General features: G+C 36.5%; 20 protein-coding genes, 1 pseudogene and 1 other annotated feature. Of the genes and pseudogenes, 5 read left to right on the top strand and 16 right to left on the bottom strand.

Annotation, left to right across the window (positions count from 1 at the left end; translation table 11 throughout):
* Window positions 1–11: 11 nt before the first annotated feature.
* Window positions 12–69, bottom strand: a sequence feature (sodium ion sensor (DUF1646 type); this cis-regulatory element may regulate processes involved in with the transportation of sodium ions).
* A 125-nt stretch (window positions 70–194) separates the two neighbouring features.
* The 4 genes from N3I35_10885 to N3I35_10870 all read right to left on the bottom strand — a co-directional run bounded on the left by N3I35_10885 (window position 195) and on the right by N3I35_10870 (window position 3,397).
* A complete protein-coding gene (locus N3I35_10885; protein MCX8130589.1) occupies window positions 195–506 on the bottom strand; it encodes a hypothetical protein in 312 nt (103 codons plus the stop codon).
* A 322-nt stretch (window positions 507–828) separates the two neighbouring features.
* Entirely contained in the window at window positions 829–1,725 is an 897-nt protein-coding gene (locus N3I35_10880) for a tetratricopeptide repeat protein (GenBank protein ID MCX8130588.1), read from the bottom strand.
* Window positions 1,726–1,756: 31 nt separating this feature from the next.
* Window positions 1,757–2,746, bottom strand: a complete 990-nt coding sequence (locus N3I35_10875) for a ketopantoate reductase family protein (GenBank protein ID MCX8130587.1) — start codon at window positions 2,744–2,746, stop codon at window positions 1,757–1,759.
* Window positions 2,747–2,761: 15 nt separating this feature from the next.
* Entirely contained in the window at window positions 2,762–3,397 is a 636-nt protein-coding gene (locus N3I35_10870) for a TetR/AcrR family transcriptional regulator (protein ID MCX8130586.1), read from the bottom strand.
* Window positions 3,398–3,657: 260 nt separating this feature from the next.
* On the opposite strand from N3I35_10870, the gene N3I35_10865 reads away from it, so the two are divergent.
* Window positions 3,658–3,903, top strand: a complete 246-nt coding sequence (locus N3I35_10865) for a hypothetical protein (protein MCX8130585.1) — start codon at window positions 3,658–3,660, stop codon at window positions 3,901–3,903.
* 459 nt (window positions 3,904–4,362) lie between these two features.
* On the opposite strand, the gene N3I35_10860 is transcribed toward N3I35_10865, so the two are convergent.
* A complete protein-coding gene (locus N3I35_10860) occupies window positions 4,363–5,352 on the bottom strand; it encodes a hypothetical protein (GenBank protein MCX8130584.1) in 990 nt (329 codons plus the stop codon).
* A gap of 351 nt (window positions 5,353–5,703) precedes the next feature.
* Here N3I35_10860 and N3I35_10855 point away from each other — a divergent pair, with 351 nt between their 5' ends.
* The gene (locus N3I35_10855) at window positions 5,704–6,735 is read left to right on the top strand and encodes a hypothetical protein (protein MCX8130583.1); all 1,032 of its coding nucleotides are present in this window, start codon (window positions 5,704–5,706) and stop codon (window positions 6,733–6,735) included.
* A gap of 621 nt (window positions 6,736–7,356) precedes the next feature.
* Here the strand turns inward: N3I35_10855 and N3I35_10850 are convergent.
* Window positions 7,357–7,557, bottom strand: a complete 201-nt coding sequence (locus N3I35_10850) for a hypothetical protein (protein MCX8130582.1) — start codon at window positions 7,555–7,557, stop codon at window positions 7,357–7,359.
* 135 nt (window positions 7,558–7,692) lie between these two features.
* Window positions 7,693–9,015 (bottom strand): D-alanyl-D-alanine carboxypeptidase family protein, encoded by a 1,323-nt coding sequence (locus N3I35_10845; GenBank protein ID MCX8130581.1) that lies wholly within the window; start codon window positions 9,013–9,015, stop codon window positions 7,693–7,695.
* Window positions 9,016–9,235: 220 nt separating this feature from the next.
* On the opposite strand from N3I35_10845, the gene N3I35_10840 reads away from it, so the two are divergent.
* Together N3I35_10840 and N3I35_10835 are read left to right on the top strand one after the other, a co-directional pair.
* Window positions 9,236–10,153 (top strand): DUF4180 domain-containing protein, encoded by a 918-nt coding sequence (locus N3I35_10840; GenBank protein MCX8130580.1) that lies wholly within the window; start codon window positions 9,236–9,238, stop codon window positions 10,151–10,153.
* Between the two features lie 21 nt (window positions 10,154–10,174).
* Window positions 10,175–11,044 (top strand): alpha/beta hydrolase, encoded by an 870-nt coding sequence (locus N3I35_10835; protein MCX8130579.1) that lies wholly within the window; start codon window positions 10,175–10,177, stop codon window positions 11,042–11,044.
* Window positions 11,045–11,117: 73 nt separating this feature from the next.
* On the opposite strand, the gene N3I35_10830 is transcribed toward N3I35_10835, so the two are convergent.
* The 9 genes and pseudogenes from N3I35_10830 to rsgA form a co-directional block, all read right to left on the bottom strand.
* On the bottom strand, window positions 11,118–11,456 hold the full coding sequence (locus N3I35_10830; protein ID MCX8130578.1) for an ArsC family transcriptional regulator: 339 nt from the start codon (window positions 11,454–11,456) through the stop codon (window positions 11,118–11,120).
* Between the two features lie 4 nt (window positions 11,457–11,460).
* Window positions 11,461–11,730 (bottom strand): zf-TFIIB domain-containing protein, encoded by a 270-nt coding sequence (locus N3I35_10825; protein ID MCX8130577.1) that lies wholly within the window; start codon window positions 11,728–11,730, stop codon window positions 11,461–11,463.
* Between the two features lie 132 nt (window positions 11,731–11,862).
* Window positions 11,863–12,693 (bottom strand): NAD(P)-binding domain-containing protein, encoded by an 831-nt coding sequence (locus N3I35_10820; GenBank protein ID MCX8130576.1) that lies wholly within the window; start codon window positions 12,691–12,693, stop codon window positions 11,863–11,865.
* Window positions 12,672–12,824, bottom strand: a complete 153-nt coding sequence (locus N3I35_10815; protein MCX8130575.1) for a hypothetical protein — start codon at window positions 12,822–12,824, stop codon at window positions 12,672–12,674. Before N3I35_10815 ends, N3I35_10820 begins: the two co-directional genes overlap by 22 nt.
* A 99-nt stretch (window positions 12,825–12,923) precedes the next feature.
* Window positions 12,924–13,159, bottom strand: a pseudogene (locus tag N3I35_10810) (Nif3-like dinuclear metal center hexameric protein).
* 325 nt (window positions 13,160–13,484) lie between these two features.
* On the bottom strand, window positions 13,485–14,339 hold the full coding sequence (locus N3I35_10805; GenBank protein MCX8130574.1) for an AraC family transcriptional regulator: 855 nt from the start codon (window positions 14,337–14,339) through the stop codon (window positions 13,485–13,487).
* A 106-nt stretch (window positions 14,340–14,445) separates the two neighbouring features.
* Entirely contained in the window at window positions 14,446–14,925 is a 480-nt protein-coding gene (locus N3I35_10800) for a GNAT family N-acetyltransferase (GenBank protein MCX8130573.1), read from the bottom strand.
* A gap of 51 nt (window positions 14,926–14,976) precedes the next feature.
* The gene (locus N3I35_10795; protein MCX8130572.1) at window positions 14,977–15,636 is read right to left on the bottom strand and encodes an HAD family hydrolase; all 660 of its coding nucleotides are present in this window, start codon (window positions 15,634–15,636) and stop codon (window positions 14,977–14,979) included.
* Window positions 15,637–15,917: 281 nt separating this feature from the next.
* Window positions 15,918–16,973: a ribosome small subunit-dependent GTPase A gene (gene rsgA / locus N3I35_10790; protein MCX8130571.1), complete on the bottom strand. Its 1,056-nt coding sequence runs from the start codon at window positions 16,971–16,973 to the stop codon at window positions 15,918–15,920.
* Between the two features lie 688 nt (window positions 16,974–17,661).
* Between rsgA and N3I35_10785 the strand changes: the two genes are divergently transcribed.
* Window positions 17,662–18,009, top strand: a complete 348-nt coding sequence (locus tag N3I35_10785) for a 4'-phosphopantetheinyl transferase superfamily protein (protein MCX8130570.1) — start codon at window positions 17,662–17,664, stop codon at window positions 18,007–18,009.
* Window positions 18,010–18,561: the final 552 nt, after the last annotated feature.

Genomic DNA, 18,561 nt, shown 5'->3' with positions numbered 1-18,561 from the left:
AAGTTTATATAAACTTCCCGCCCCAGAAGTCTGCTAAAATCTTGAAGCAGGCAATTTGCCCGCCCAACCGAAAAAACAGTATTACTTTTTTTCTATGTTAACAAAATACTACTCGCGAATCAATAATAAATTGCTTCCTGTTAAGGTAAGGGAAGGAACACACTATGTCATCATCAGCAATTGATAACTTTTATTTACACTGTATTTCTGTTCAGTATAGTGTTTATTAGCCCTAAATCAACAATCTCCGTATTATTCCAGATGTTCTTAACAACTACTTCAAACCTGTTTGTGTTGTCTCTTGTATTTATAAGAATTACATTGCCTACTCTCTTGACATAAATATTCTCTATTGCTTCTTTAAAGTAAATCTCATCTTTTTCGTATATGTACAGTTTATAGTCCCCATATCTTATTTTGCCTTTATCGATCCATCTTACATCCAATTCTCCGTTTTTCTTTATCAAGTGAAGCACATAACATTCTTTTCCCAATACGTTACTCATAATATCCCCCTGTATAGAAAATTCATAGATTAAGGACAAAATCCCCACGAGCAATACCCCCGATATCAGGTATGATAATAAAAGGCTAAAATTCATCGTATAGCTATATACAAAAAGACCTTTAACATTACCTGTACAGATAACGTTAAAGGTCTTGCATTCCACCAGGAGTATAAAGCCAGGCCATATTCTCAAGCCGGTTGTTGACTTTATAACTTACAGCTACTCCCCTTTACTAAGTAGTATCTTAACACACTTCGTGTACAATGTCAACACATTTTTAAACTCTACACTCTGCATTATCAATATCTACATTTGATGATCAATGCCATTTCTCCCTGTACTTTACCATTTCCTTTACCGGATCAAGCTCTTTATCCTCTTTCATATATTCTATCAGTCCCGGACTGAGTTCAGTTGCTTTAACAAGATCACAGAAAGACTCATCAAGCATATTCATGTGGATATAAAAACAAGCCCTGTTGTAATATAGAAAGGACGAGTCCCTATTGTTATCAATCCCTTGTGTTATCACATTTACTGCATTTGTAAAATCTCCTGCACTTCTATATATAACAGCAAGATTAAGATAGCTATAAGGATAACTGGGATTTATAGCGATTGATAGCTTGTAGTTCTCTATTGCTTTATCCCTATGCCCTAATTTTTCATATACAACCCCTATATTGAATAATGCTTTGTAATGATAGGGATCAATTTTTATACACTCTTTAAAAGTGTGTAAAGCGAGATCATTCTGGTTCATCTCTTCATAAATAGCACCTAGATTGTTGTAAGCCCAGAAATATCCGGGATCGTTTTCAATTGCCTTTTTATAATTGTATATAGCTTTGCTTTTATCTCCTGTCTCATCAAAAATATTTGCAAGAAAGAAGTAAGCTTTACTGTACCGGGGACTTATTTCTATAGCCCTACTATAACAGCTGATAGCTTTATCAAACTGCCTGCTGTTATCGAATAAAACTCCCAGGCCATAATAAGCTGCGGATTCCTCAGGATTAATTCTCAATATCTCATTATACTTTTCTTCTGCTTTAACATATTCTCCTGTTTGATCGTATAAAAGTGCCATATTCATCAGAAGCCCGACATCCTTTTTTCCTTTTAAGAAACCATATGCCTTAGCGTAATACTTCATAGCTCTAACAGGCTGTTTTTTTTGAAATAATCCTGCTATCAGCTTGTAAAGAAAATACATGTGTTCTGCCCTTTCCCTTGCCCTCATTTATTTAGCATGATGTACCAGTTTGAAGAATTCTTTGATAATACTCATCCACATATCTCTTAAACTGCTCCCAGTAAGGCATATTTATCCCCAAGCGTTCACCGTCACCCAGTACTCTATAGAACCCGTCAATCATTTCATCCATGCCTTTAGCCATATGTCCCTCTACCATCATCCTGGTGGTTTCACTTTTGTAAAACATACTTAGAACTGGCAAAATCAAAAACATCGGAAAATAATACATTCTTGACATAAATATCTTTTTAGGGTCAAATCCTCTTACCTTACATACATTCAACCCCTCCCGGTGCGCCATTATCGACTCTCTGATTAACTGCCTGCTGGCAGCAAACGAGCTATAGCTTCCGGCTTTCAGAAAAGCACCAATGCCTGACGCCTGCATTATGTAATGGGTTGCAAGCCAATCTACCGGGCAATCTGATATCTCCGGCTTCATACCTGCACTTTTCATCACTTTATATACTCTGCTCAGCCTGGGTGTCCTCTTTCCGTCTTTTTCACCGAGCATCGTACTGGAATACGATTCTCTGAATATTATACAATTGATTTTGTTTCCTTCTCTTCCTCCACCCACCATAGCAGGGAAACCCAATAAATAATTCTCTGGTTTTACATACTTTTCTATCATATCAAACTCGGACCAATTATTCTGAAAAAAGAGAATATTCGCTTCGCCCGCATTTTCTGCAAGATCTGGTAATATTCCGCTCAATTGATTATATTTAACTGCAGCGATAATGAGCTCATAACCGTCATCAGGTGACAAAGCGTCTGTTACTTTTGGGAAGTATGCTTTTCTCACTCTTTCTTTCTTTTTATCAGCAGTGTCCAAATATTCCAATATAAATCCGTTTTCTTCAATATGTTTTTTCATTTCCTTACGTACAAAGATAGTAACATCATGCCCTGCTTCATCAAGTTTCCATGCATATGTAGTACCGATGACTCCGGCACCATAAACCAACAGTTTCATACTGTCCCTCCCTAATCAATTGCTTTCATTTAAAATTTGCGAAAAAAATTCAAAGCTGCCCTTTTCTGCATGTAGCGTTGTTTCAAGTATATATGATAAAGCGTTCAATCTTTGAATATACTCTTCCTTAGTCCACAAAAAAATGGAAGTATCAAACAAAAAGCTTATACCAACCATAAGAAACTGTGTCACTTCCAAAGGATACTGAGTATGAAATATTCCTTCTGCCACACCCTGTTTGATAATTTCCGCAATAATCGGCGAATACTTGTTAGCTGAATATACAATGCTTTTTTGATGCATGAGTGCATTTTCTTTCTTGTGCAGAAGCTCTAATAACTCTTCATTTTCGCATGCGTTTTTTAAATTCGATGCCAGGATGTTTTTGATTTTCTCTAAGGCATTGGATCCACTGTCCTTGATAATTTCCTGTAATCCTTGGATTTCCTTATCTATAGCTCGTTTTACAATCTCATCCAGTATTTCATCCTTGGATTTGAAATAGTAATAAAAAGTACCCTTTGCCACTCCTGCTTTCTCTATTATTTCATTGACACCTGTCTGCTCATAGCCTTTTGAATTAAAGAGTTCCTCTGCAATATCCATAATTTCCGTCTTTCTCTCCTCAGGCTTTTTAACAATTCTGACCATGCACATCACCTTCTACTTTTATTGACTGACCGTCTGTCTATATTATATCTCCTAGACAGACCGTCAGTCAATAGAATCAACCGGCACAACACATTGACTTAATAGAAAATTTATCACGCAGTCACGGGAAATACTGAATTATATCTAAAACCCCGAATATAAATTATTAAAAGACAGTACTTTGCCTGAATCTAAATAAACAAACAAGTAACTAAATATTTTATATTCAGAAAAAAGTTTTATGAATGGGGGTTTTGGCCATGAAAAAACTCAATTACTGCTTGGAGTGCAAAAAAATATTTATCTCCGGCACATTATGCACATACTGTACTTCTAATAATATCAAGGAATTATCAAAAAGATCACCAGTAAACGTTATCGGAACAAAAATAAAAGGAAAGTTTCTTAGATTAAGACAAGGGCAGGCAGAAATAGTATTGGTAGACGACAATAAAAAACGATCAGTCAAATCATATGAAATATCAAAAATTAAGAAGATTTTATAGATACACCGGTGTACTGAACAAAATTAATAATTGAGCTGTCGCATTAGCGGTTGAAAACAGTTAATGCACGGCTCATTTTTATGCTATATTATTCAAATTCATCAGGACATTAACTGACAAACAGATTGGATGTCTCAATAGCGTTCTTTAATAAAATATACAGCTTATCGAACAATCTTTCAAAAATCTGCCCACACTCTTAATAGTTCTTTTTTACAATGTATTAATATACATTCCCTTCAGCTTAGTTTTCTACACCGTTCAATTGACAAAGGAGGACTCTTCTATGACTCTCCCTATCTGCTTTGAACATCGATATATGTTTGGGGTGACCGCATTTCCGTCGAAAAACACTTTAAGTAATAAATTAGCTGCAATCTGTAATTTTCACGCATGCAAAGGTTCTAGTAGCTGTCACAAAAATAAGTCTACGAGTAAGGAATATACTGTTTTCATAAATTAATCTAACATATACCCTCCACACCAACTAATCTTTTCACCTTTTTTCAACAATTTTGAATAACCATTAATTAAATTAAAATATGATTTTCCATAACTCAAAGTAAAAGCACAAGGTACATCAACTTTTACAAGTTCCATATTTCCTATTCCGTATTTCCTATCTATCCAAGCTGTTATTTTGTGAGTACCGAGTTGGGAAAAAATTTGGAATTGAGAAACATTTGGGTAATACCTCTTAAATCCAGATGAACTGTTTTTTGTACTGCTAAAACCTTCTTTATTATTACCACCTATATAATAAATTTTTCCTTTCCAAGCAGAATTTTGCGTTTGAAGCCCATAATATTTGATTATAGTAACATCATCAAGCGCTTGGGTTTCAACTAATACATCAATTCTTCCTTTAGTAATTGTGTAATGTACTGTCTCTTTAAGGATTTCCCTATTTTTTCCTTTTAAAGAAAGTGTATTATACCCTGCAATAAGATTTACAACATCTATGTTTACTTTATTGCATGATATTGTTTTATTAAAATCAGTTTGTTTTTTATCCGTGAATACCTTAAGAGATAGCGTTCTTGCTGTAGAATTTCCTGTACTATTACCATTTGATCCATGCCATCCACCTGTGAATGAAGGCTTTTTATTATTTTTTATGCTGTTAGACTTTACTATATAAGGGCCTACCCAATCTGTAGTCGATTTTAAAAGTAAATTTGAGGGTCTGTCTAGGTCGGGGTTTACACTATGTCCCTTATTTGACGCCAAATGCAAAGACTCAATTCCCATTATAGAATTGATACCTACCTTTTTAAAATCAATCCAAATATCTGAAGAATAATCATATTTGTATGCTATTCTGACTTTATCATTAGTAGAACTAACAGCTAAACATAGTTTTTCTTGTGAGTAACCTGTTCGTGAAAAAATAAATATAAAAACTATTAATATTGATGCTAACAATGCATATAGCTCTTTTTTATACATATTTTTACCCTTCAACTCTTAATACTTTTATATTAAAAGCATGATTAAAATTACTATCAAAATACAGCCAATAAAAACAAATGCTCTTGTATCATTGCTTATAATACTACCATAGTTTATATAAAATGGCAAATTAAAGAGTATTACCAAAAAACTCATAAAACATTTACTAAAATATACTATGTGTTGATATTTAGAATTGCCATAGACAACAAATTGAGACATGTATACTCCATCTAAATCCAATAAATTGCGCAATGAAATATTTCCACATATTTGACATTTTGTTCCATAATTATTATTATTTGTATAAATACGCGTGTTTAATAAAAGGTAAAAGGTGGATGAAAAATGAACTTTAAAAAGGTAATATCAGTTTTATTAATTATGGTGATGCTCTTTGTATTTATGTCTTTATCTTTTGCAACAGCTAGTGAATCTGGTACTACTGTCATTAATTTTAGTACAACACCTGATGGTAATAAATTTATTTATTCTAACAATCCAGAGTACATTTATGGTACAAGTGGATATACAATAAGTCAATCATTGGACACAAGCAGTAATTATGATGCTGAATTTTATCATATTAATTCTTCTGGTACCACACTTAGATTTGGTGTACTTATTGTAAATAATAATACTGGTAGTGCTAGTGTAAGAGTATTTAATAATAATAGTGCATGGAATTACTCTGGTAATGTACCAAATGCAACAGCTTCAATGGTATACAACTATGTGAATGCTTCTAGCGGATATACTGACTATTCGATTGCTGGAAAAGGAAGTAAATTTATATGTTTTACTAGCGCAGCTTCTGGTTACCATGCTGCTGGCAAAGTTCTATTTAAAGCTCTAAATAGCAATATGTATTGTAAAGTAGTTTATATTGTTGCTGGATCTAATGAAACTACAAATCAGACAAATGCACAGAACGCTCCAGAAACCACTAAATTAGCAAATCCAACGTCTACTAACTGCTATCCATATGATGCTCGAGTATCTACAGTGTCTGGAACTAGTGGAACTAAGTTTTATTTAAGTTATGTTAGCGGAAGTGCTCCGAGTAATCCAAATGAATATTTGGCTCCAATATCTTATCCTAATCCCAGTAGATCACTTCTTCAAGGAAATTATGGTGTAACATATAATCTTACACTCACTGGTGCAAGTGGAAAAATGTTAACGATTAAACCAGACTGGAATAGTTGCACTAAAGACCAATGTTATGTGTTCCATAATGGTATAAGTTGGAATACAGTTACTATACCATATAACAGCACGGGATATACGTTTACATTGCCAAGTACAGGTGGAAATGTAAATATTAAATTCATATTACCCGGGGGTAATGTAGGAAATGTACTATTTAAAATATCATAATAGCATTCACAACTGTAAATAGAAAATAGTATCTAGTCACTTGTTGGATTAATCAAAATGTTTCTTTAATAGTAACAAGGTTGCAAGCAATTTCAGAAATGTTAGGAGCTGCCGCATTAGCGGTCGAAAACCGTTAGTGCACAGCTCATTTTTATGCTGTTTTATTCAAATTTTTGAGAGCATTAATAGCCTAATAGACTGGATGTATAAAAAATAGCATATTTTAGTAAGCTATCTTTGTAAGAATTTTTGTTTGTAGGTTTTTGAATTTTACAATTCATATCCTTTCATTTGAAAAAGATGTATATCTATTCTTTCTAACTGGATTTTCCTATGAAGCTTATTTATTTTGTGAGCCAGAGCCACACAGAATACTTTCTGCAAGTACATTCTGTTTCTCTCTGCACATAAACCTTCGAAATCCCCCATCCTGTTTTAGCACCCTAAAAGAATCTTCTGCTTGTATGCCCCGATTTATTCTAAATTCACATGCTTCTTTACTTAGAATCCTTTCAAGAGCTTCTTTTCTCCTCCTGTAAACAATCTTGATGTTTCGAGATTTTCTACTCTATTTTCAATTGAAGTTTTGCAATCGTTACCTTATGCTACTGCCCCATTATGTTAATTTTTTAGATATCTGCCATTGGGAAGCATTTCATCAGAAGGCATACTTCCTGTTTTAAGCTTGTGTTCTTTTCTTTTACATCTATTCTGCCATTCCCCTTTACAGTAAATCTTCATATATCCTTTCACTGCCGCAGTCCTGGCACCATAGAATTTTTTGATAAAACCGCAATCCTCAAGGTTGGGACAAGCGTCCATACTGCACACCCCCATTTAGTCCGTTGAGAATTTTATCATAATATGAAATTAATGTCAAAAATTTCTCTTTGAAATAATACATTTTTACAAATTAATCTTTCCTTTTTCTACCAGATAATTTATTCAGTACCTCCTTCAATACTTTCCCAAATATTCCTCAAGGGTAATTCTCTGCATACTTATTGCTTTTGCCGTCTCTATGCCCACATAACGGACATGCCAGGGCTCGTACTGGTATCCTGTTACTTCTTCCTTCCCCTCGGGATAGCGAATGATAAACCCAAAATCAGGCGCATTTTGCTTAAGCCATCTTCCTTCAGCTGTATCCCCAAAAGACTGGGAAATTGAGTAATATACAGACGGTGCTGTAATATCCATGGCAAGTCCTGTCTGGTGTTCACTCTCGCCCGGTTTCGCACTGAAGCGGTTCGCAGATTCCGGGCTCCCATACTTTTTTATATTGTTGGAGAAAATCTCTTCCTGACGCTGGTATGACCGATAACCTGAAAGTGCATACAGATCTATTCCATGCTGTTTTGCTTGCAAAAAAAGATGTTCAAGTGCAATTGCAGCTTCTTGTCTCATAAGTTTTTTGGGGCTGTATTCACCGGATGTAAAATCAACATCCGGCACAACCATGTCTTGGGGTTCATAGGATGAAGTCAGTGAATAGCTTTTATTTACCAGTACCATTAAGCTGTCAGGCCTGGAAGCAATAAACTTCGCACCAGAAATAGGGATAAGCAGAACTTGCCCAGTGTTTACAGCATTGCTTTTCAATCCATTTACAGCTTTTAGCAGTTCAAATGAAACCTTATATCTTCCAGCTATATTGTATAAAGTATCTCCATATCTGACAGTATAGGCTTTTTTCCTCTGTACTGAAACCCGAAGCCACTGCCCTGCTGAAATCACATCACTTTTCAATCCGTTTGATGTTTTTATTTGCTCAACTGTTGTGCCTAGTCTGTGAGAAATCAAATACAGAGTGTCTCCGGGCTGCACAACATATACCTCGTTGTTTCTTCCAGGTATAATAAACTGCTGTCCTGCATAAACAGTATCTCCTAGAAATCCATTAACTGATTTTAGCCGCTCTATGGAGACACCTGCCTTCTCTGCTATTTTAAATAATGAATCTCCGGACTGCACACTATAGACAGAAGGCGGGCTATAATTCGCCCATGCTTTTTCGGCAGCAGGATTTATCCCGGCAGCATAGGCATGATTTACCGTAAGTGAAGCAATCAATATGGAACCAAGCATTATTCTGACTGTCTTAGCTTTTACCTCTGGAAGTCTGTCTACTATATATTGCCATACCGCATCCTCCAGCCTCTTAATATTTTCTTTCGGATTTTTATCAAACTCAAGGGCAAACTCTGTCCACTGTAAATCCAAATACAGCTCGATAACTATTCCATCTCTATTTTCCAGTATTTTATGATAAGCAAACATATCAGCACCAACACCCTTCACCTATTTATTACACTACTTTAACCTACACATTTTTTGCAAGCTGTATTCACATAATTCAGATAAAATGCTATATATTTTAGCAAACAGCATATCGTCCCTTATCCTTCCTTTATTAGGAAAATTCTATTGACTACACAACTAACATATGTTACTATTAACATATGTTAGTTGTGTAAATTAAGAAAACGGGGTGTTTATAGTGTCAATCAAACATGCAATTTTAGGCCTTCTGAGCTGGAAATCTTCTACAGGCTATAACTTAAAAAAAATATTCGAGGAATCACCGGCAATGTACTGGTCAGGTAATAATAACCAGATATATAAAGCTTTAATCCAGCTCCTTGAAGAAGGATTTGTTACTAACGAAATAAAACATCAGGAGAGCTCTCCCTCAAAAAAAGTTTATACCATAACTGAAGAAGGGCTTGCTGAACTAAGAAAATGGGTAGCTTCACAACCTGAAGCACCCGAGATGAAAAAAAGCTTTCTCGTCCAGCTTGCTTGGGCAGACCAGTTGAATGCAGAGGAATTGGATAATTTGTTATCAAGTTATGAAAATGAATTAAGGATACAGCAACTGATGCAGGAGGAGAAAAAACACAGAAGGCTTTATGCACCGGATAGGACTCCAAGGGAGAAGTATTTGTGGAACATGATTTCGGAAAACCTTATATCTTCATATAAAAGTGAATTAGACTGGGTTAAGAAAATACGCGAAGAGCTCTTGAAAAAAGAAACTGTAGAGGAGAAGAGTGTTATGGAATATAAAATTATTGGAACCCGAGCTAAAAAGTATGTTGAACTCGTATCATATGTTTCTTTTGTGAGTACTGAACAAGACGCTTTAGAAATAATTTCTTTATGTGGGGAGAACGATACAGACCTACTCCTGCTCCACGGTAATGCTCTATCAGAGGATTTTTTCAAGCTCAAGACAGGTACAGCCGGAAAAATTGTGCAAAAGTTTATCAATTATCGTGTAAAGACTGCTGTTATCCTTTCTGAGCAGCCTGACAGTAAAGGCAAGTTCAGGGAAATGGTTTCTGAACTGAACAGAAGTAATCACTTCAGGTTTTTTGAGAGCAAAGAAACTGCTGAAGTCTGGCTTACAAGTTAATATCAGAAGAAGGTGTCAAGTATGAATAGGAATGTAAAAATGTATAAACCTGTATTCAAATCGAGGGATGGAAGAGAAGCCATCTTAAAAGTATATGATTCGCTTCTTGCCCGATGGCCCGTCCCCTATGAGGCTTTAAATATTTCTACACGTTATGGTGATACTCATATAATAGCATGCGGTGATTCCTCACTGCCTCCACTGGTTTTATTGCACGGAACCAGCAGCAACTCAACCATGTGGATAGGTGATATTATCGAATACTCTAAGAGCTTCAGGGTATATGCCGTAGATATTCCAGGAGAGCCCGGCAAAAGCGGGGAAAGGCAGTATCCCTTAAAAGGACCTTTTTATCACGAATGGCTCGAAGATGTATTCAGTGAATTACAGTTTAAGAAAGCTTCATTGTTAGGTATATCGCTCGGAGGTTGGGTGGCAGTAAACTATTCGGTGAGGCATCCGGAAAAGATAGAAAGACTTGTTTTATTATGCCCTTCCGGTATTGGCCCACAAAAAATTTCTTTCATTTTTAAATCGATCCCGCTCATGCTTTTGGGTGAAAAGGGATTTGATAAAGCAAGCAGGCTTGTAAATGGCAATAACCCAATTCCCGAAGAGGCTCTGCAATACATGAAGTTGATTGGACGCAACTTCAATTTGCGCACTATTGTTCCTGTTTTTTCCGATGGTGAACTGAAACGATTGACGATGCCGATTTTACTGTTGGCCGGTGAAAAAGACGTTCTGATACATTCAGAGAAAACTGCAGCAAGACTAAAAAAGCTGTTACCAAAATCAACAATAGAGTTACTTCCCAAGGAAGGCCATATTCTCATAAATTACTCCGGCAGGATATTAGAGTTTCTTAGCCAGGAAAAAGCAGACTCTTAGTTGAATACCCCTAAAAAGCATCCGCAATAAGCAGATGCTTTTTATTCATTTCCAAATATATGAGCAAATAGCTTTAATCCCAGACTTTCCAGATATCGGGGTGAAATCCGGCTGTGGCAAGTTTTCCATTGCGTACTATGGGGGTTTTATATAATCTCGGATTCTTAAAAAGGGTCTCTGCTGCCACACTTCCCATCCCCAGGTTTTGCATGTTCAGCGTCTTATATTCTTTGGCACCGGTATCGATCAAATCTTTCAGACCTACGGCTGCTTTTACACTTTCAAATTCACCTTTGCTAAGACCGTATTTGTGTATATCGACATATTGGTATTTTATTTTCCTTTCTTTAAAATACCTTTCAGCCTTTTGTGTATCAAAACACTTTTTTGCACCAAAAATTTGTATATTCATAGCGTTAATCAAAATCAAAAATATCTTCTAAAAATGATTTTTTCTTATGTTTCTTATACCTGTAATCGTATCCCCCATATTGGTCGTGCGGCTTATATTCTTCCCTGTATTCATTCCTTTGCCCGTATGTACTGAAATCAGTCTGAGACCTTTCTATTATCTTATCAAGCTCACCACGATCAAGCCATATCCCACGGCATTGCGGGCAGTAATCAATCTCAATACCCTGGCGGTCGGACATCTGGAGTTTTACGTGACAAATAGGACAATCCATAACGAAACCTCCTGCAATATATGATGTTTTCTTTATATTATAAAGTATGCTGCTACATAATGCAAAATAAACCCATATACAAAAAAATATACTAAAGCCATCTTTCTGAAGGCTGTATTCCTAGACAAAAATCTATATACTTCCAAATTCCCTACAAACCTTTTGACTGACTATTTTACGCTTAATCATAGTCTGTTCAAACATTTCATCAAACACTTGCGGCATAACGCCTTTTATTACTTTGACTCCCTCCTCCGTTATTCCACCTTTAGTTGCCACTCTCGAAATAACATCTCCAAAGTTCATGTTTTTTTCCAGCATTAACTTCGCTGTTCCATAAGCTGTTTTCAGCACCATTTCTTCGATATCCTCTTTTTTCATGCTATTGGCATGCCTTAAGCCCGCTTCGACAAACTCTTGAAAAACTGCAGCAAGCAATCCTGGTCCGCAGCTGGTGAGTTCAGATGCAAACTCAAAATCCTTTTCACTAATCCTCCGTATATTGCCTATACTTCCGACTAATGATTCTATCAAGTCTGCATCTTTATAAGTGACCTTGCTGTTATGACAAACCAGAGATATCCCTTCATTCACTTCCGAGATAATTGTTGGCATCACTTTCGTAATTTTGCAATTAATTATTCTTTCCATACTTTCAAGCTCTATGGAACCTGCAATGGAGATTATGTGGTGATCAGGGAGAATATGTGACTTGATCTCATCAAGAATACCTTTATATTCCATGGGCTTTGCACAAATAAATATGCAATGGGCTTTCTTCACTACTTCAATAACTTCCTGGGCAATTTCAACGTTAGGCCAAGTATCTTTTATTTCACCCAACCTGCTCTTATCTTTTCTTGTGACAATTATCCCGTCCTGGTTTATCTGTCCGGAATTGATAAAACCTTTTATCAGCATGCTGCCCATACTCCCAAAACCTATAAATCCAATCTTATACATCCGGATATCTCCCCCTTTTGAAGCATTTCTGAAACATATAAATTATCACAAGGAATAAGATTCTTTATAATCCCATCATACTGCCCTGCTTCCTCTTCAAAGTGGTTTTTAATCTTATCCATTCTTTCCATTTTCTATACCTATACTTTCTTTTCCAAATAAACAAACTGTAAATCATCGGTGACTCTTTCAATCTTATATCTTTTGTAACCCAACTTTATCACATACTCTTCCAGATTTTCTTGCAGCCTGACAATCTCTATTTCAGGAAATTGGTTTTTTGCCATTTCAGCCAAAGTATGAACTCCTGGAATTTCCGTATTTGTATGACTGCCTACAATAAGGTTTGTTCCGATATACTTTGCGTATTGAACCGTATAGAGAATTTTTCTCCTGTGATATAGGTGTCACAACCCAAATCATGCGCAAGCTTAATGTCATTTGTCATCATCCCACCGCCGGTAACACAGCATTCATATATCCACCTCCAAAATATATAAAAATCCGCAGAATCACAAATCATGTGACTCCGCGGATTACTAAATGATGCACTCCACACAGGTTAATCCTCTAAGCTAAGAACCTTCCCTGTCATAGTTATTCCACGTGTAAGGCTAAAACGGTATAACACAAAGCCTCTATGCAGCTCAAGCAACACTGCTTTTATACATACTCACCTTTTGAAATATTTTTACATAACTCTTCAACATTGTCAATAGTTTATGAAGGATTTCTCGCATGGAATATGCTCTAAATAAACCTTCCGCTATATAATACGGAGGGAAGCCTTCCTATTTTTTAGTAATTGGTATCCATACCTCACATCTATAGTTATCTGAACTTGCATCTCCCGGATAATAGACTTCAAGGTCAGGTGCATCAGCATGTTCATATCCCGTTGACGGAAACCACTCTGAATATATCCTTTGTATCACATTCTGTATGGCGTCCGGCATTGGTCCGACTGATTCAAATACTGCCCATTTTGAAGCAGGTATCTCATATTCCCTGGTATCTTGTACGCATTCCCCAGGCTTTTCAACTGCAATAATATACGTAAACTTTTCACCATCATAATCATTCCAGCAGACTCCTAGTATACCGAGTGTCCCAGAAATCTTTTCAAGTTTTTCCGTGAATCCGTTTTCACAGGACTCTTTCCAAAATAAAGGAATATTCTTAAAGTTTTCTCCATCCTTCGTTGAAACTTCAATACTTTTGCCGACAACCTGAAATGCTTCTTTTTCTATAACTTTATAGTCCATATCTTTATCTCCTTTCAATGATAGGTGGAAGGAAATCCGTGGAATTGCTTTCAGGTTTGCACCCGGCTCGCGCGCAGCCGAAGGGCTTATACCGTGCAATCTACGAAACGCTTTGGAAAAGGACTCCGGTGTATCATATCCGTATTTAAAGGCAATATCAATTACTTTAGCTTTTGAAGTTGAAAGCTCCTGAGCCGCCAACGTCAGTTTTCTTTTACGGACATATTCGGCAACAGCGTTGCCTGTAAGCATATGAAACATCCTTTGAAAGTGAAAAGTAGAAGATAGTGCAACTTTCGCAGCAACAGACACGTCAAAAGGCTCCTCCATATGCTCCTCCATATAGTCCACCGCATCTTTCATACGTTTTAGCCAATCCAAAGTATTTTCCTCCTTCCTGTTATATCAATAGTAGCATGGCTGCATAATTTATTCCTGTCATCTTGTGCTTTTATATGTCCAGTTAATTTTCCTTTCCACAATACATTTATCCATAGATATCCATTTCCATAAGGTTCTCCTTTGAGGAAAAGCCAAAATTTTTATAGATTCCTTTCCCGTCTTCCAAGGCATGCAGCATAGCCTTCTGAATTCCTTCCTCTTTTAGGAACTGAATTATTCGTTTCATAATGTCTGAGGCAATTCCCTTTTTTCTATACCCAGGTTTGGTGTACATATTTGAGAAATATGCAATTTTAAAGCTGCTGCCCTTTCCTGCGTTCACCGGCAGTTTATCCCATATGCTGACAGCACCTGCTGCTACAGTTTCATTCTCTATTTCTGCAAGCCAAAAATGCAAATCATTATTAAGGTGCATTGTTATGTATCCATGAAGCTTGCTATGTAGGACGCTCACATCTTCACCATCTTTCACATGCCCGGCTTCCTTCAAAAATTCCAGCCTCATTTTAATAAGAATGTCTAAATCAGTATGGTCACATTTTCTTATATTCACGTTACTGCTCACTCGTTTATTCCTCCTGAAAGGCTGTTGCCTTAATCTATGGTGCCACTTTATTCAACCAATCAAACTTTTCCGCAACTCATCTATTGTTTCAACTATTAATGAAGCCCCTGCATTATTAAGCTCTTCATAGTTCCCATAGCCGTATAACACTCCAATGGAATCTATACCTGTTTCCCTTGCGCCGATAACATCATGCATGCGGTCCCCAACCATTACTGCATTACCAAGATCCACTATTCCGGCCTTATCCAGAGCATAGCGTATAACTTCACTCTTTTTTATCCGTGTTCCATCCAGCTCACTTCCCGCCGCTACAAAAAAATACTGAGAAATATTAAAATGCTCAAGAATCCTTACAGCAAATACTTCAGCTTTTGATGTGGCAAGAATTATTTTCCTCCCGTCTGCTACAAGGCTTTTTAGCAATGATTCAATACCATTGTATAGTTTGTTTTCAAAAATACCAATGTCTCTGAAGTACTCCCTGTACTTTTCAACAGCCTCAAGAGCCTTTAATTCATCAAAACCGAGTATCTCCATGAAGGACTCTGTCAATGGCGGCCCAAGGAATTTATATAGTTTATTCTCATCATAGTCATTTATTCCATAGGCTTTCAGGGTATACTTCAGAGAATTTATTATCCCTTCACCCGAGTCCGTTATTGTCCCGTCCAGATCAAAAAGAATTGTTTTTTTAGATGTAAAATCCATAATATATTATACCTCCATACATCTGTTTGTTGTCATTGCGCCCGCTTTACAATGCTTTGTCACTAAACCTCGCCAATGTACGCTTCTGTTTTATTTTCAAATGAGACTTTGTCCTGAGACTTATATCTATCGAAGAGCTTTTTCAGTCTGAACCGCCTCCATAAGGAAAAGTGGTACATAGAAGAACTTTCCATGTACCACCCATTATATATTATCCACTTTCAGCTTTCCACCCGGAATAATAATTTCTTTTGCTGGAAGATGAGTTGCTTAACACCCATCTACTTCCTTCCCTTATAAAATTCCTTTTGAAATTTTGCAATCTGCTTGCCCCATTGCTTTTCCTGAAGCCGCACCTTGCCTTCCTTTTTGGCTTCAAGATGTGCCAGCTCCTTTTGCAGTTTCAGCCAACTTTCCCACTTTTTCAGTTCCAACTCTCCAGTATCAAGTGCTTTTCTTACAGCACATCCCGGCTCACTCTGATGTTTGCAGTCATAGAAACGGCACTTTTTTGTGAGCTCCTCTACATCTCCAAACATTACCTCCATACCGGTATCAGCCTCCCATAGCAATAACGCACGCATTCCCGGTGTATCCAATATCAATCCTCCCTCCGGCAAAAGCAGAAGTTCCCTATGAGTGGTAGTATGTCTTCCCTTGCTGTCATCCTCCCGGATTCCCTGGGTTTTTAGAAGCTCTTTCCCTGCCAGGGTATTAACCAATGTCGATTTGCCAACACCTGAAGAACCAAGCAGAGCTACAGTTTTTCCCTGAATAAAGAATTTTCTTATCTTTTCGATTCCTTCTCCGGTTACACAGCTGATGGCATGAACTTCCACCCCTGGAGCAGTTGCATATACAGCCGCCATTTTATCAGCTACATCATCACAGCAATCTGCCTTTGTCAGCACAACAACCGGTACTGCACCACTTTCCCAAGCTGCTATCAGGTATCTTTCCAGCCTTCTCATGTTGAAATCCCTGTTCAACGACTGAATTAGAAACACCGTATCTACATTTGATGCAACAATCTGCTCTTTTATTTCAATTCCCGCTGCAGCCCTTGAAAACTTTGTTTTCCTTGTTAAGACAATACGAATACTTGTTGACTGAGTTTCTGCAGAGTATTCCAATGCAACCCAATCACCGACCGCAATTTGTGAATCATTATCAAGCTTTCTGACCGGCCTGCTTACGAGAAATTCCCCTGATCCGGCAGCCACACGAAGCTTCTGTCCATAGTCTGCCACTATTCTTCCAGGAAACAGACCTTCAGTACATCTTTGATTCCACTCCCCTTCAAAATATTCATCCCATCCATAATCTTTTATATTCATCTCTTTAATCCATCCTTTATAAATTAGTTTTCTTCCTGTCCTAGCCTCTTTTTGTTTTCAGCTTCATTGTCACGTAGCCCGGCTCTAAGGTTTGTCAACCACCCGTCCCGCATCTCACCAAATTATTAATAAATACTTTTATCTTAATCATAAGCATCACTCTTCCTGATTCTTGATTTGGAGATTACACAACCCGAAAAAGCATATAAAAATACCGCAGAGGACGACCACCTGCGGGTTAATAAACAAATATACAATAAAATCAAACTTTCATAGGCAATAAAAAAACACGCTACCAATGCGTGCCGAATATCTGACTTATACACGATTCAGGTTGCTCGAAAGAAGCTGCAAAGGCAACATAGACATAACCTTATTACAGAGGAAATGATGTCCTTTCAAGAAACTTCATTCCACAATTGCTAAAGGCCATCTTGCGTACCTGTGCCAATATTAAATTAGCTAAATACCACCTCAGCACTTTTTACAGACATCAAAACATCTCCTTTCGAATTTGACGATTACAAAAAACTGTATCACTCAAATTATATGAGCTATCCCAGACATTGTCAATAGTCATTTAGGAGGCAGCTCTGCATATTTTTAAAAATACTGTAGACTGGACTATAAATGTGATATAGTAGCTGTGTGAAGAGAATAACAACTTTAGTGGATATAGGAATGGTAAATGCTTGAAACTTATTTTTTGAAAATAGACAAAGATTTGGTTTTCGATTCAAATGATTATGGAAAGCCTGTTTTACTAGCACCGAGCGAAATCCATTTTAACATTTCACATTCAGGAAGTTGGGTGGTTTGTGCAATAGATGAAAACCCAGTTGGGATAGACGTAGAAGTAATGAAGCCAATTGATTTTAAGATTGCAGAAAGGTTTTTTTCAAGAGATGAGTATGAGACTCTAATGAATCAGCCTGATGAAATGCGTTTAAAGTATTTTTATATGATTTGGACTTTGAAGCAAAGTTGTTTTAAGGAAAAAGAGAAAGTATTTGGTATTGCTTTGGACTTAATATAAAATTTGATTGATTAAGCTTAAAACTATTGTAATTTAAGGACAAAATACCGTGTTGATAATGGTTTAAGGCTGACTATGAAAGTTTATAACATTTTATGAATTGAATTTTCAAAAGTTGATATAAGGAATATAGTGAATGAAAAGCATTGAAAAAGGACTAAAAAGAATACTTGCAGAAAATTTAGAAAGTAATACTCATTCCGAACATTTAGATATGGGCAATAATAAAGAATTTCGGAGTTAATTTAATAACTTTTATTAAATTAACTTAATTGCCGGTATTGAAATGGGATTTGACGATGAGGATTTTGATATAAACAGGTTTCCTAATGTAAAAATTATATTAAATATATAAAATTTCGTTTAAGACTTTAATGAGATAATAGACTTTAAAAATATTGAAAACAAAAATGACCTGCTCCCCTAAAAGGATACCATTCACAAAGTTAGTCCGGATGATATAATTAATATTATCCGGGAGGAAAGAACGATGAAAAAAAGGTTTACAGAGGAGCAGATCATAGCAATTCTTAAGCAGCAAGAGAAGGGGGC

The organism is Clostridia bacterium, assembly GCA_026414765.1.
Taxonomy (GTDB): domain Bacteria; phylum Bacillota; class Clostridia; order Acetivibrionales; family DSM-27016; genus SKW86.
This window is presented reverse-complemented; position numbering and strand designations above follow the sequence as displayed.

Excerpts from the sequence above, each read along its gene's own strand:
- N3I35_10885 (MCX8130589.1), bottom strand. The coding sequence starts at position 506 with ATGAGTAACGTATTGGGAAAAGAATGTTATGTGCTTCACTTGATAAAG.
- N3I35_10880 (MCX8130588.1), bottom strand. The coding sequence starts at position 1,725 with ATGTATTTTCTTTACAAGCTGATAGCAGGATTATTTCAAAAAAAACAG.
- N3I35_10875 (MCX8130587.1), bottom strand. The coding sequence starts at position 2,746 with ATGAAACTGTTGGTTTATGGTGCCGGAGTCATCGGTACTACATATGCA.
- N3I35_10870 (MCX8130586.1), bottom strand. The coding sequence starts at position 3,397 with ATGGTCAGAATTGTTAAAAAGCCTGAGGAGAGAAAGACGGAAATTATG.
- N3I35_10865 (MCX8130585.1), top strand. The coding sequence starts at position 3,658 with ATGAAAAAACTCAATTACTGCTTGGAGTGCAAAAAAATATTTATCTCC.
- N3I35_10860 (MCX8130584.1), bottom strand. The coding sequence starts at position 5,352 with ATGTATAAAAAAGAGCTATATGCATTGTTAGCATCAATATTAATAGTT.
- N3I35_10855 (MCX8130583.1), top strand. The coding sequence starts at position 5,704 with ATGAACTTTAAAAAGGTAATATCAGTTTTATTAATTATGGTGATGCTC.
- N3I35_10850 (MCX8130582.1), bottom strand. The coding sequence starts at position 7,557 with ATGGACGCTTGTCCCAACCTTGAGGATTGCGGTTTTATCAAAAAATTC.
- N3I35_10845 (MCX8130581.1), bottom strand. The coding sequence starts at position 9,015 with ATGTTTGCTTATCATAAAATACTGGAAAATAGAGATGGAATAGTTATC.
- N3I35_10835 (MCX8130579.1), top strand. The coding sequence starts at position 10,175 with ATGAATAGGAATGTAAAAATGTATAAACCTGTATTCAAATCGAGGGAT.
- N3I35_10830 (MCX8130578.1), bottom strand. The coding sequence starts at position 11,456 with ATGAATATACAAATTTTTGGTGCAAAAAAGTGTTTTGATACACAAAAG.
- N3I35_10825 (MCX8130577.1), bottom strand. The coding sequence starts at position 11,730 with ATGGATTGTCCTATTTGTCACGTAAAACTCCAGATGTCCGACCGCCAG.
- N3I35_10820 (MCX8130576.1), bottom strand. The coding sequence starts at position 12,693 with ATGTATAAGATTGGATTTATAGGTTTTGGGAGTATGGGCAGCATGCTG.
- N3I35_10815 (MCX8130575.1), bottom strand. The coding sequence starts at position 12,824 with ATGGAAAGAATGGATAAGATTAAAAACCACTTTGAAGAGGAAGCAGGG.
- N3I35_10795 (MCX8130572.1), bottom strand. The coding sequence starts at position 15,636 with ATGGATTTTACATCTAAAAAAACAATTCTTTTTGATCTGGACGGGACA.
- rsgA (MCX8130571.1), bottom strand. The coding sequence starts at position 16,973 with ATGAATATAAAAGATTATGGATGGGATGAATATTTTGAAGGGGAGTGG.
- N3I35_10785 (MCX8130570.1), top strand. The coding sequence starts at position 17,662 with ATGCTTGAAACTTATTTTTTGAAAATAGACAAAGATTTGGTTTTCGAT.